8 protein-coding genes and 1 tRNA gene are annotated in these 12,195 nt (G+C 71.5%); 2 read left to right on the top strand and 7 right to left on the bottom strand.

The features are described 5' to 3' along the window. Positions 1 to 114: 114 nt before the first annotated feature. The 3 genes from trmB to thiS are packed head-to-tail and all read right to left on the bottom strand — an operon-like array spanning position 115 to position 1,927. Positions 115 to 816 (bottom strand): tRNA (guanosine(46)-N7)-methyltransferase TrmB, encoded by a 702-nt coding sequence (trmB, locus tag THPRO_RS07660; protein ID WP_038089135.1) that lies wholly within the window; start codon positions 814 to 816, stop codon positions 115 to 117. A 37-nt stretch (positions 817 to 853) separates the two neighbouring features. After that, on the bottom strand, positions 854 to 1,657 hold the full coding sequence (locus THPRO_RS07655; RefSeq protein ID WP_038089262.1) for a thiazole synthase: 804 nt from the start codon (positions 1,655 to 1,657) through the stop codon (positions 854 to 856). Positions 1,658 to 1,690: 33 nt separating this feature from the next. Continuing rightward, positions 1,691 to 1,927: a sulfur carrier protein ThiS gene (gene thiS, locus THPRO_RS07650; RefSeq protein ID WP_236717275.1), complete on the bottom strand. Its 237-nt coding sequence runs from the start codon at positions 1,925 to 1,927 to the stop codon at positions 1,691 to 1,693. A 74-nt stretch (positions 1,928 to 2,001) separates the two neighbouring features. Here thiS and THPRO_RS07645 point away from each other — a divergent pair. Then, positions 2,002 to 2,075, top strand: a tRNA-Gly gene (locus tag THPRO_RS07645). Between the two features lie 56 nt (positions 2,076 to 2,131). Here the strand turns inward: THPRO_RS07645 and THPRO_RS07640 are convergent. The 4 genes from THPRO_RS07640 to THPRO_RS07625 all read right to left on the bottom strand — a co-directional run bounded on the left by THPRO_RS07640 (position 2,132) and on the right by THPRO_RS07625 (position 8,254). Then, positions 2,132 to 3,118: a hypothetical protein gene (locus THPRO_RS07640; protein ID WP_052064265.1), complete on the bottom strand. Its 987-nt coding sequence runs from the start codon at positions 3,116 to 3,118 to the stop codon at positions 2,132 to 2,134. 74 nt (positions 3,119 to 3,192) lie between these two features. Further along, positions 3,193 to 6,261: an efflux RND transporter permease subunit gene (locus THPRO_RS07635; RefSeq protein ID WP_038089132.1), complete on the bottom strand. Its 3,069-nt coding sequence runs from the start codon at positions 6,259 to 6,261 to the stop codon at positions 3,193 to 3,195. Continuing rightward, positions 6,258 to 7,253 (bottom strand): efflux RND transporter periplasmic adaptor subunit, encoded by a 996-nt coding sequence (locus THPRO_RS07630; protein ID WP_065089456.1) that lies wholly within the window; start codon positions 7,251 to 7,253, stop codon positions 6,258 to 6,260. Before THPRO_RS07630 ends, THPRO_RS07635 begins: the two co-directional genes overlap by 4 nt. Positions 7,254 to 7,408: 155 nt before the next feature. Beyond that, entirely contained in the window at positions 7,409 to 8,254 is an 846-nt protein-coding gene (locus tag THPRO_RS07625; protein WP_065089455.1) for a mechanosensitive ion channel family protein, read from the bottom strand. A 115-nt stretch (positions 8,255 to 8,369) separates the two neighbouring features. On the opposite strand from THPRO_RS07625, the gene recC reads away from it, so the two are divergent. Further along, on the top strand, positions 8,370 to 11,603 hold the full coding sequence (recC, locus tag THPRO_RS07620; RefSeq protein ID WP_065089454.1) for an exodeoxyribonuclease V subunit gamma: 3,234 nt from the start codon (positions 8,370 to 8,372) through the stop codon (positions 11,601 to 11,603). The last annotated feature ends 592 nt before the right edge of the window (positions 11,604 to 12,195 follow it).

The following is a 12,195-nucleotide window of genomic DNA, read 5'->3' as shown; positions in this document are numbered from 1 at the left end:
CTGAGATCGCCGCGTATCGCGGCGGGGTCCGAATATTGCCGAATCGACGCAAATCCTCGCAGGCGACATGCCCTATCGATTACGGCAGGAGTGTTGAGGGATTGTTCCGCGGCATCAAGTCCCGCCTTCGTCGCAGCGATAGCGCAGATCGCGCACGCCGTGGCCCAGCCTCTGGCCGCGGCGCTCGAACTTGGTTTCGGGCCGGTCGCCCGGGTCGGGCGCCCAGGCGCCCGGGCCGTAGGCATTGGCGAAGTTCGGCGCGGCCTCCATCACCTCGTGCATGTGCTCGGCGTATTCGGCCCAGTCGGTGGCCAGATGGAGCACGCCGCCGGAGGCGAGCTTGCGCGCCAGGCGGGCGACGAACTCGGGCTGCACCAGCCGGCGCTTGTGGTGACGCTTCTTGTGCCAGGGGTCGGGGAAGAAGATTTGCACCGTGTCGAGCGCGGCGTCGGGGATGCGCCGCTCCAGCACCTCGACCGCATCGGCGCAGAACAGGCGCACGTTGGTCAGGCCGTCGCGCTCGATGAGCTGCAGCAGGTGGCCGACGCCGGGACGATGCACCTCGATGCCGACGTAGTCGCGTTCCGGGTGCCGAGCGGCCTGGTCGGCCAGCGATTCGCCGTTGCCGAAGCCGATCTCCAGGGTTACCGGCGCCGTGCGCCCGAACAGCGCGGTAAGGTCCAGCGGCGGGCCTTCCGCGTCGAGCAGATACTGCGGACCGAGGGTATCGAGCGCGCGCTGCTGGCCGCGGGTGAGGCGGCCCTCGCGGCGCACGAAGCTGCGGATGCGGCGGCTGGGTGTCGTCGTTTCGTTCACGGTGGGCGCTCGCCCGGGGCGGGCGCCCCGGGTGGAATCAGAAGAAGGTGCCGTCGATTGGCGAGGAGGCCGAGGCGTAACGCTTGCGCGGCATGCGTCCGGCGAGGAAGGCCTCGCGCCCGGCCTCGATGGCCTTGCGCATCGCCGAGGCCATCAGCACCGGTCGCTTGGCGGCGGCGATGGCCGTGTTCATCAGCACGCCGTCGCAGCCGAGTTCCATGGCCACCGCCGCGTCGGAGGCCGTGCCCACGCCGGCGTCGACGATGATCGGCACCTGGGCGTTCTCGATGATCTCGAGGATGTTGTAGGGGTTGCGGATGCCCAGCCCCGAGCCGATGGGCGCGGCCAGCGGCATCACCGCCACGCAGCCCATTTCCTCCAGCCGGCGCGCGATGATCGGGTCGTCGTTGGTGTACACCATCACCTCGAAGCCGTCGGCGATCAGCGTCTCGGCGGCGGACAGGGTTTCCAGCACGTGCGGGAACAGCGTCTTCTCGTCGCCCAGCACCTCCAGCTTCACGAGATTGTGACCGTCGAGCAGCTCGCGCGCCAGCCGGCAGGTGCGTACCGCCTCCTTGGCGGAATAGCAGCCGGCCGTGTTCGGCAGCAGGGTGTAGCGGTCGAGCGGGATCACGTCGAGCAGGTTGGGCTCGTCCGGGTTCTGCCCGATGTTGGTGCGCCGGATGGCGACGGTGATGATCTCGGCGCCGCTGGCCTCGACCGCGTCGCGGGTCTCGGTCAGGTCCTTGTACTTGCCGGTGCCGACCAGCAGACGCGAGGTGAACGTGCGCGAGCCCACGCGCAGGGCGTCGTCGCGCTGTGCCGTCGCGCTTTCGATGATGTCGGGATTCGTGGCCATGATGACTTCCTGCGTTCAGCCGCCGCCGATGGCGTGCACGATCTCGATGCGGTCCTGCGCGCCGAGCCGGTAGTCGTCGAACCGGCTGCGCGGCAGCACCTCCTCGTTCACCTCCAACGCCAGCCGGCGGCCCTCGAGTTCGAGCAGCGCGACGAGTTCGCGCGCGGTGATGCCTTCGGGGACTTCTCGGGACTGGCCGTTGAGGATGATCTGCATGTCGCTGAGAGCGGTGGCGGTAATGTGGGCGACCATTCTACAACACTGCCGCCACGGGCGGCGGACGCCGCTTGCCCTGCCGCCCGCCGCCCCCGTAGAATTGCCGACGCGCGGGTGTAGTTCAATGGTAGAACTGCAGCTTCCCAAGCTGCTAACGTGGGTTCGATTCCCATCACCCGCTCCACAACGCGAAACCCGCCTGGCACGTCCGGCGGGTTTTTTTGTGCCCGCGCATCGCCCTCACGCTGCGGACCGCCGCGTCGGCGGATACATCACCATCAGGTAGGCGAAGATCAGCGCGTAGATGATCGTCGTGCCGAGCACGTCGCCGCCGACGCCGGTCACGGCGCCGTAGGGTCCGCCCCAGCCTTCGGCGGTGGTCCACACCCCGATCGAGTAGAGAAAGCCGAAGGGCAGCACGAAGCGCATGCCGCGATTGGCGATCAGGCCGACGGCGATAACGGTCTCGGCCACCGCGGCGAAGATGCCGAAGGCCTGCTGGCCGACCAGCTTGATCGCGTCCACGAAAATCTGGATGTAGGCCACGATCCAGGCCGGCTGTCCGGCCTGCGACTGCACCAGGTAGCTCAGCGAGTGGTCGATGAAGAAGGGCGTCCATTTCCAGGCCGCGTCGAAGGCCCACAGCGCGCCGAACAGCAGGCGCAGGATGCGGTAGCGCCGCGCGCGGGCGGTCTCGTCGTCCGCGGCGCCGGCCGCCGGTTCGGCGAGCAGCAGGGCGATGAAGGTCAGCGAATAGACGACCAGCGTACCGGGATCGGTGGCGCCCGCGGTGTAGGGGCCGCCGAGATGGCCGTTGAGCGTCCACATGACGAAGGTGAACACGACGCCGATCCAGGCCACCTGGCGCAGCCAGAGGCCGCTCAGCAGGGACACCGCGAGCAGCGCGCCGACGGCCACGGTGAACAGCGCCACGCCGGGTGCGCCGATGGCGGCGATCAGTCCCATCGCCCAGTGGGTGTAGTCCACGTACCACGCCGACTGGCCGTGGTGGGCGGCGATGGACTTGAGGAACAGGCGTTCGATGTAGGCCGGATGCAGCTGGTAGACCACGTTGAACACCCAGATCAGCCCGAAGACGACTCGCAGCGCGCGAAAGGCGCGGCGCTGCACGGCATGGTCGTGGAGATCCCAGCGCGCGGCAGCGCGGGCGGGGGTGGGCATGACGTCGGCCATGATGACCTCCTTGCTGGTGGTGTCGGGCGGCATGCGCCCGGTATCGTTATCGACGCGCTTTATGGCGTCGTGTCACGGTAGACCGCGTGATTGCCGCCCCGTTCCGCTCAGTCGGTCCTGGCCGGGCGCAGGCGCAGCAGGCCGGCGTAGAACACCGGCGCGAGCCACAGCGAGGCGAACACCGCGAGGCTGAGCCCGCCCATGACCGCGATCGCGAGCGGCTTGAGCAGGTCGGTGCCGCGGCCGACGCCGATGGCGATGGGCAGGAAGCCGAGCACGTCCGCCAGCATGGTCATCAGGATCGGGCGCAGGCGCAGGCGCGCCGAACGCGCCACCGCCGCCGCGTCCGGCAGGCGTCCGGCGCGGCTGCGCGCCAGCGAGAAGATCAGGATAACGTTGTTCACCGCGATGGAAGACACCAGCAGCAGGCCGAGGAAGGCGGTACTGTCGAGCGCCGTGCCGGTCAGGCGCAGCGCGAGGAAGGCGCCGGGCGCGGCCAGTGCGATGGCGGCCAGCGCGGCCACCGCCGGCCGCTGGCCGGAGAACTGGAAGCCGAACAGGATCAGCAGCACGAGCAGCGCGCCGCCGAGGATCAGACTCATCTGGCGGAAGCCCTGCGCCTGCTGACGGTAGTAGCCGCCGACCACGGCGACGATGCCGGGCGGAAGGTGCGCGCCGGCGATGATGTGATGCAGCACGCCGGCCGCGGCGGCCAGCCCCTCGCCGGGCTTGGGCGCCATCCACAGGTAGGCGTAGGGCACCAGGTTGTCGTGCGTCACGTAGGGCACCGAGCCGTGCAGGCGCACGTGCGCGAGCTGGCCTAGCGGGGTCTGCGTGCCGTCCGGCAGGCGCAGCGGCAGGCGGGCGAGGGTCTGCGGCGATTCGCCGGGGCTGTCCACGCGCACGCGCAGCGGCAGGATCTGCTCCCCGCGCAGCAGGAACCCGGCGCGGCGGCCCCACTCGTCGGCGCGCACCTGGGCGGCGATCTCGCGCCCGTCCACCCCGAGCAGGCGCGCGCGGTCGCGCGGGCGCAGCACGATCTCCGGCCCCGCCGAGGGCGACTTGAACACGGTGTTCTCGAAGCGCCCGCTCGCGCGCACCTCGGCCTGCAGCCGCTTGCCGTAGCGGTGCAGCTCGGCCGGGTCCTTGCCGAACAGCAGGATCGACAGGGGCGAGTGCGAGCCGGACAGGTTCTCCAGGCGGTTGCTCATGATCTGGTGCAGCTTGAGCTCGATCAGGTCCGGCTGCGCGGCGTGGAACTGCCGGCGCAGGGTCTGCATCATCGCCTCGGTGGTCGCGCGGCGGTCGCGCCGCAGGATGATCACCAGATCGCCCTTGTTCGAGGTCGCGCGCGAATTCTCCAGGCTGCGCCCGACCACCACGGACACCCGCGCCACCGCCGCGTCGTGCGCGGCCACCGCGGCCAGCCGGCGCCCGGCGGCGAGGGTCTCGTCGGTGGGCGTGCCGACCGGCGTGCGGAAGGGCACGGCGATGGCGCCCTCGTCCCAGCGCGGCAGAAAGGCCGTGGGCAGGCCGAGCCCCGCGAGCAGGCCGGCCGCGATCAGCAGCGCGGCGACCGGCAGCGCCAGCCAGGGGCGGCGCGTGCCCGCGCGCAGCGCGCGGTCGTAGCCCAGACGCAGCCGGCGCGCCCAGCGCCAGGGTTTGGGCGGGCGCGCCGGGCGGTGGGCCAGCCACGCCGCGAGTACCGGCGTCAGTGCGAGGGCGACGACCTGGGAGACCAGCAGCGCGATCACGATGGCCAGGGCCATGTGCCGGAACAGCAGGCCGAGGGTGCCGGAGAGAAAGATCAGCGGCAGGAACACCACCGACGAGGTCAGGGTCGCCAGCGTCATCAGCGGCAGGATCTCGCCGCAGGCGGCCAGCGCCGTGCGCCGACGCAGCGCGGGTGCCGCCCCGGCGGGCAGGCCGCGCAGCCCGCGCTCCATCACCACGATGGCGTGGTCGACCAGCGCGCCGATGGCCGCCGTGAGCCCGCCCAGGGTCATGATGTTGATGCCGAAGCCGAGCACGTGCAGCACCAGGAAGGTGCCGGCCATGGCGAGCGGCACCACCAGCAGGGTGGCGAGCGCGCTGTCCAGGCGGCGCAGGAACAGCAGCACCACCGCCCAGGCGATCGCGGTGCCGAGCAGCAGGGCGATCCACACGTCGCCCAGGCTGTGGCGCACCAGCGAGCTGAAATCGTAGATGCGGATCAGGTGCACCCCGGGCGGCAGCTCAGCGCGCAGCGACTGCACCTGCGCGTGCACCTGCCCGGCGACCTGGACCACGTTGGCGCCGGCCTGCGCCGAGACGTCGATCAGGAGGGCATGGCGGTAGCCCGACACCGCGGCGCCGATGATCAGCGGCGGCGGGCCGGTGCTGACGTGGCCGAGCGCGTCCAGCGGCAGCGCGGCGCGCGCGCCGTCGGGCCCGCGCGGGCCGAGCGGCAGCATCAGCCGGCCGAGCGCGGCGGGGTCCTTCGGGCGCGGTTCGGAGACGAGCACGAACTGCTGGTGGAAGCGGTCGAGCAGGCCGGCGAAGAAGGGGCCCTGCGCCTGCCGCAACGCGGCGACCACCTGCCCGGCGGAGAGGTGGTGCTCGGCCAGCCGGCGCGGCGACAGCGACAGCGTGACCACCGGCCAGCCGCGTCCGGTGCCGTTGACCTGGTACACCCCGCGCACCGACAGCAGCGCCGGGCGCACGTCGAAGGCGTAGAACGGCATCATCGCCGAGCTGTCGACGCGGTCGGAGACCAGCGCGTACTGCGCGAAGGGCTGGATGTGCGGCGTCATCAGGCGCACGGTCATGCGCGCGCCCGGCGGCAGCGGGATCTGCGCCAGCCGCGCCTGCAGGGTGAGGTAGGCGGTTTCCGGGGCGACGTGGTCGCCGAAATACACGTGCAGCTTGGACAGCCCGACGCCCGACTGCGACTTCACCAGACGCACCCCGGCGACGCCCTTGGCGGCCTGCTCCAGCGGCTCGGTGACCTGCAGCAGCATGTAGCGCACGGGCAGGTTGGCGTCGCTCACCAGCACGGTCACGCGCGGAAAGTCGACGTCGGGGAACACGCTGCGCGGCAGCGCGCCCAGGGCCAGCCAGCCGGCGACGAGCAGCAGCAGCGCCAGCAGCGTCAGCGTGGCCCGGTTGGTCCAGAGGAAGTCTAGATAGCGCCTCATGCGCCGGGCGCGCGCACGTCGACGGGGGTGCCGTCGGCAATCGTACCCGCGCCCCGCGTCACCACCGGCTCGCCGGCGTGCAACGGGCCTTCGACCCAGACGGCATGCTGCCCGAGGTGCGCCAGCTTCACTGGCACCGCATGCGCGCGGCCGTGGGCGACCGTATACACCAGCGCGCGCGCGCCGCGCATCACCAAGGCCTGTGTCGGCAGCTGCCAGGCGTGACCGCCCACGCCGGGCAGACGCACGTGCAGCCATTCGCCGGGCATCAGCCCGCCGTGCGCCGGGCGCAGCACGACCTCGACCAGACCGTCATGGCGGGCGTCGTCGCCGACCGAAGCGATGCGCGCCGCGCCCTGCCAACCGTCGCCGGCAAGCCTGGCCGGCGCTCCGGGGTGCAGCGCGCGCGCCGTCGTCGGGGTCACGTAGCTGCGTACCCACACGCCGCCGGCCCCGGCTAAGCGGGCGACCGCCGTACCCGAGGTCACCCGCGTGCCGGGCGGCAGCAGGTAATTCACCGTGCCGGCGGCCGGTGCGGTCAGCCGCGTGGCGCGGCGCTCGGCGCGCAGCGCGTCGAGCTGGTCCTGTGCGGTGGCGGCCTGGGTCTGTGCCTGCTGTACCTCGGCGACGGTGGCGAGCCGGCCGTGGTACAGCGTTCTGACGTGTTGCAGCAGCTTGCGGTCGAGATCGAGCCGGTGCTGCGCGGCGGCGATGCGCGCGCGCAGGCCGGGCGGCACCACGCGGGCGAGCAGGCGGCCGCGCGCGACCTGCGCCCCCTGGGCGGCATAGGGCCCGCGCAGCTGCCCGGCGAGCGGCGCGCGCAGGGTCGCATAGGCCAGGCTGCGCGCCTCGCCGAGAGTGTCCACCTGCGCCTGCCAGGCGCCCATGCGCGCGGGAACGACGTCGACCGCGTAGCCGGCGATGGCAGCAGCGGGCAGGGCGGACGCCAGCAGTGCGGCGAGCAGCAGGAACGGGGAGCGTGGGGCGGGCATGGGCAGTCCGGACGGTTGCGTACCATCAGCAGACCGGATCGCAGGCGGCAGGGTTCCGGCCGTCGCCGCCCCGTAATGAATCGTTAATGAATCGCCTATCAGATGGTCGCAAGAAAACCTGGCGCCTGCCCCTGCGGGCGCCGGTAATCGTGCGCTCAGGCAGCCTCGGACTTGCCGTGCTGCAGGTGCACGTCCATCTGCGGGTAGGGGATGCCGATGCCGTTGGCGTCGAAGCGCAGCTTGATCGTCTCCAGCAGATCGCAGCGGGCGTTCCAGTAGTCGGCGGACGCAACCCAGGGGCGGATGTAGAGGTTCACGCTGCTGTCGGCCAGATCCATCACGCCGCAGGTGGCCGCCGGGTCCTTGAGAATGCGCGTGTCCTCGGCCAGGATCGCCTCGACGATTTCCTTGGCCTTGCGGATGTCGGCGTCGTAGCTGATGCCCACCACGAGGTCGATGCGGCGGGTGTCGCGCGCCGAATAGTTGGTGATCACGTCGTTGTAGATCTTGCCGTTGGGCACCGTGATCTCGCGGTTGTCCGGCGTGCGCAGCACGGAGTTGAACACGCGCACGTGTTCGACCACGCCGAGCACCCCCCCGGCCTCGACGAAGTCGCCCGACTTGAACGGCTTGAACACCAAGAGCAGCACGCCGGCGGCGAAGTTGGACAGCGAGTTCTGCAGGGCCAGACCGATGGCCAGGCCGGCGGCGCCTAAAATGGCGATCAGCGAGGTCGTCTGCACCCCGAGCTGGCCGAGCGCGGCGATGACCACCACCATCTGCAGCAGTGCCTTGATGATGGATTCGAGGAAGCGCACCAGCATGGGGTCCATGCGCGCCTTGACCAGCGCCTTGCCGATCAGCTTGGTGATCAGGCCGGCCAGCCACAGGCCGATGACGAGTACCGCGAGTGCGAACACGATCTTGATCCCCCACGGGATCGCGTAGGCTTCAAGCAGGTGATTCCAGTCGAACTTGCCGGGATCGAGCAGCTGGTTCATGGTGTGTGCCCTTATGTGGATTGACGTGACGACGCGTTCCTAGTGTAGTCGGCGGTCGAGGCGGTGGATGGCGATAGTCGCCCATACGGCCCCATACTACGGAAGACCCGGTCCCATGTTCCAAATCCACCACAGCAATCGTGCCGAATGCCTGCTCGACGCGCTGGCCGAGGTCTGCGCCGCGGCGCCGGCCGATCCCTTCGCCGCCGAGACCGTGGTGGTGCAGAACCCGGGCATGGCGCGCTGGCTGGCGCTGGGGCTGGCCGAGTGCACGGGCGTCGCCGCCCATCTCGATTTTCCCCTGCTCGCCTCCTTCGTCTGGCGCGTCTACGCCGCCGAGTTCGACGATCTGCCCGAACAGTCGCCGCTGGACCGCGAGATCCTGCTGTGGCGCCTGATGGCGCTGCTTCCCGCGCAGCTTGCAGATCCCGCCTTCGCGCCGCTGCGCCACTACCTCAAGCCCGGCGCGGACGAGCCGCTGCGCCGCTATCAGCTCGCGCGGCGCATCGCCGACTTGTTCGACCAGTACCTCGTATTCCGTGCCGAGCGCGTGCTCGCCTGGGAGGACGGCGCCGAGAATCACTGGCAGGCGCGCCTTTGGCGCACCCTGTGCGCCGGCGAACGGCCGCGCCATCGCGCCCGGCTGCACGCCGAGTTCGTCGGGCATGCCGGAACGCTGCGCCGCGGCGACCTGCCGGCGCGCGTGTCGCTGTTCGGGCTGACCGCCATCCCCCCGGCCTACGTCGAGGTGCTGCGCGCGCTGGCGGAAGTCATCGACGTGCACCTGTTCGTGCTCGACCCCTCGGTGGCCTACTGGGGCGACATCGTCGACGAGCGCACCCGCGCCCGGCTCGCCGCCGGCCGCGCGCGCCACGCCCGTCCGGGCGAGGCCGAACATCGCGAGGTCGGCAACCCGCTGCTCGCCTCGCTGGGCAAGCAGGGGCGCGACTTCATCGACCTGCTGCACGCCGGCGACGACGAGCACCGCGAGCACTACGCGCCGCCGGAGCGGCTCGACCTGCTCGGCCTGCTGCAGCTCGACATGCTGCTGCTGCAGACGCGCGGCGAGGGCGCGGACGAGCAGCCCCCGGTGCCGCTCGCGCCGGACGACGTCTCGCTGCAGGTGCACAGCGCGCACAGCCCCATGCGCGAGGTGCAGGTGCTGCACGACCGCCTGCTGGGGCTGTTCGAGACCCTGCCCGGGCTGACCCCGCGCGACGTGGTGGTGATGGCGCCGGACATCGACGCCTACGCACCCTACGTCGAGGCCGTGTTCGGCGCCGTGCCGTCCGAGCGGCGTATCCCCTGGTCCATCGCCGACCGCCGCGCCGCCGCCGAATCCCCGCTCGCCGGCACGCTGCTGGCCCTGCTCGGCCTGCCGCAGAGCCGCTTCGCGGTCAGCGAGGTGCTGGCGCTGCTCGAGGACGCCGCGATGATGCGCCGGCTGGGGCTGGACGAGGCCGGGCTCGACCGCGTGCGCCGCTGGGTGCGCGAGGCCAACGTGCGTTGGGGGCTGGACGGCGCCATGCGCGCCGCGCTCGGCCTGCCGGCCGAGGAAGCCGCGAGCTGGGCCTTCGGCCTGCGCCGCCTGCTGCTCGGCTACGCGATGCCGGCGGACGCCGCGGCGCCGGTCGCCGGCATCGCGCCCTATGTCGACGTCGAGGGCGGCGAGGCGCGCGACCTCGGCCAGCTCGCCGACTTCGTCGAGCGGCTCGCCGACTGGCGCGAGCGCCTTGCCCGCCCGCGCACCGTCGACGGCTGGGCGGAGACCCTGTCCGCGCTGCTGGACGCCTTCTTCCTGCCCGACGAGGACGGCGCGCGCCTGCTGCAGCAGGTGCGCGAGGCGCTGGACGCATTGCGCCGCCACGCGGCCGCGGGCGGTTTCGCCGAGGCCGTCGAACTGGCCGTGGTGCGCGACCACCTGCGCGGCCGGCTGGAGGACGCTAGCCCTGGCCAGGCCTTCCTCGACGGCCGCGTGAGCTTCTGCAACATGGTGCCGATGCGCAGCATCCCGTTCCGCGTGGTCTGCCTGCTCGGGCTGAACGACGGCGAATACCCGCGCGCCCAGCGCCCGCTCAGCTTCGACCTGATGGCCGAGTCGCCGCGCCGCGGCGACCGCTCGCGCCGCGAGGACGACCGCTATCTGTTCCTGGAGGCGCTGCTCTCGGCGCGCGACGTGTTCTACGCGAGCTACGTCGGCCGCGACGTGCGCAGCAACGCCAGGCGCGTGCCCTCGGTGCTGCTCGGCGAGCTGCTGGAGACCATCGAACGCGGCTTCCGCGCCCCGGATGGCGGCCGTGACGTGCTGGCGCGGATCGTCACCGAACACCCGCTGCAGCCCTTCAGCCCGCGCTACTTCGCCGCCGACGCAAGGCCGGCCAGCTACGCCGCCGAGTGGCTGCGCGACCCCGCACACCCCGGCGTCGGCGCCTTCCTCGACGCGCCGCTGCCCGAGGCCGAAGGCGAGGAGGAGGCGCTCGATCTTGGCGAGCTCGCCGACTGCCTGCTTCACCCGGCGCGGTATCTGCTCGAACGCCGTCTCGGCGTGTTCCTGCACGCCTCCGACGCGCGCGCCGAGGACGCCGAGGCCTTCGCTCTCGACGGCCTGACCGCCTGGCAGCTCAAGGACCGCGCGCTGGCCCTCGCGCTGGAAGATGGCGATGCCGCGGTGCTCGAATCCCTCGCGCTGGCCGACGGCAGCCTGCCCAGCGCCGGCTTCGGCCGGCTGGCCTTCGACGACGCCGTGGCCGGGATTCCCGACTTCGCCGAGACGCTGCGCGACCACGGCGCGAACGCCCCGCGCGCGTCGCTGGAGGTCGACCTCGACCTCGGCGGCTGCCGCTTGCGCGGCTGGCTGCACGGCGTCGGCGCGGACGGCCTGCTGGCGTACCGGGTCGGCCGGCTGCGCGCGCGCGAACGCCTGCGGTTGTGGCTGCAGCACCTTGCGCTCAATGCGCTGGCCCCGGAGGGCGTCGCCTGCGGCAGCGTGTTCCTCGCCGAGAAGGACGCGCTGCGTTTCGGCCCGCTGCCCGACGCCGCCGGGCGGCTGCGCGAGCTGGTCGCGCTCTACCGCGAGGCCTGGCGCGCGCCGCTGCCGTTCTTCCCCGAAACCAGCCTGGCCTATGCCGAGCGCGTGCTGCGCAAGGGCGAGGACGAGGGCGCGGCGTTCGAGACCGCGCGCAAGGTGTGGGAGGGCAACGCCTGGAGCGGCAGCGGCGGCGAGCGCGACGACGCCTACAACGCGCTCGCGTTCCGTGGGCGCGAGGCGCTGGACGCGCGTTTTGCGGAGTTGGCGTTGGCGGTGTATGGGCCGATGATCGATGCCGAGATTGAAGGGGATGGTGCGTGAAGAGGACGTGTCATGCCTGCGTGAGGCTTGGGGGTCTCTTGAGTGGATCGCCGCGTCTGCGGGAGGGTTTCGGACGCGATCAAGCGATATCACCATTGCCAGGCATTGGCGACGCGTCCGAGCCCATTTCTTTGTTCGCGCAAAGAAATGGGCGAAAGAAACGCGCCCCAGGATCGCTTGTCCCTACGGGCAACCCCGCGCACACGCGTCTGGACAGGACCCGCGGCCACGCGCCATCCGGGCGCGGGGCCGCTTGGCCGGCTTTCCTGCCGGCCATTCCAGCCCAGTCACGCGTCCGCGGGGCAAGCGCTCAAAGGGGGTTGAACGTCAACGGCAAAAGACGTCGACCCGGCCGAGTAGGCGATGTGCTGTCTTGTTTTCCCAGTCCCGTTAGGCCTTGCCTCGAACGTGCGCTCTGGCGCGGGGTCGGGCGGCAGGACGCCGCCCGAGCAGCCTCGTGCCTGGATGGCGCGTGGCTGCGGTGCCTCGTGACGGAGTGCGCATTCGAGGTTTGCCCGCAGGGCCAAGGCCTTCGGGTGTCCTTTCTTTCGCCTCTTTCTTTGGACAAGCAAAGAAAGAGGCTCGGGCGCGT

This window comes from Acidihalobacter prosperus (genome assembly GCF_000754095.2).
Classification (GTDB): domain Bacteria; phylum Pseudomonadota; class Gammaproteobacteria; order DSM-5130; family Acidihalobacteraceae; genus Acidihalobacter; species Acidihalobacter prosperus.
Note: the sequence above shows the minus strand (reverse complement) of the source record. Positions and strands in the feature narration are given on the sequence as shown.

Coding starts and splice junctions, on each gene's coding strand:
- thiS (WP_236717275.1), bottom strand. CDS start 1,927: ATGGTCGCCCACATTACCGCCACCGCTCTCAGCGACATGCAGATCATC.
- recC (WP_065089454.1), top strand. CDS start 8,370: ATGTTCCAAATCCACCACAGCAATCGTGCCGAATGCCTGCTCGACGCG.
- THPRO_RS07635 (WP_038089132.1), bottom strand. CDS start 6,261: ATGAGGCGCTATCTAGACTTCCTCTGGACCAACCGGGCCACGCTGACG.
- THPRO_RS07640 (WP_052064265.1), bottom strand. CDS start 3,118: ATGCCGCCCGACACCACCAGCAAGGAGGTCATCATGGCCGACGTCATG.
- THPRO_RS07630 (WP_065089456.1), bottom strand. CDS start 7,253: ATGCCCGCCCCACGCTCCCCGTTCCTGCTGCTCGCCGCACTGCTGGCG.
- THPRO_RS07625 (WP_065089455.1), bottom strand. CDS start 8,254: ATGAACCAGCTGCTCGATCCCGGCAAGTTCGACTGGAATCACCTGCTT.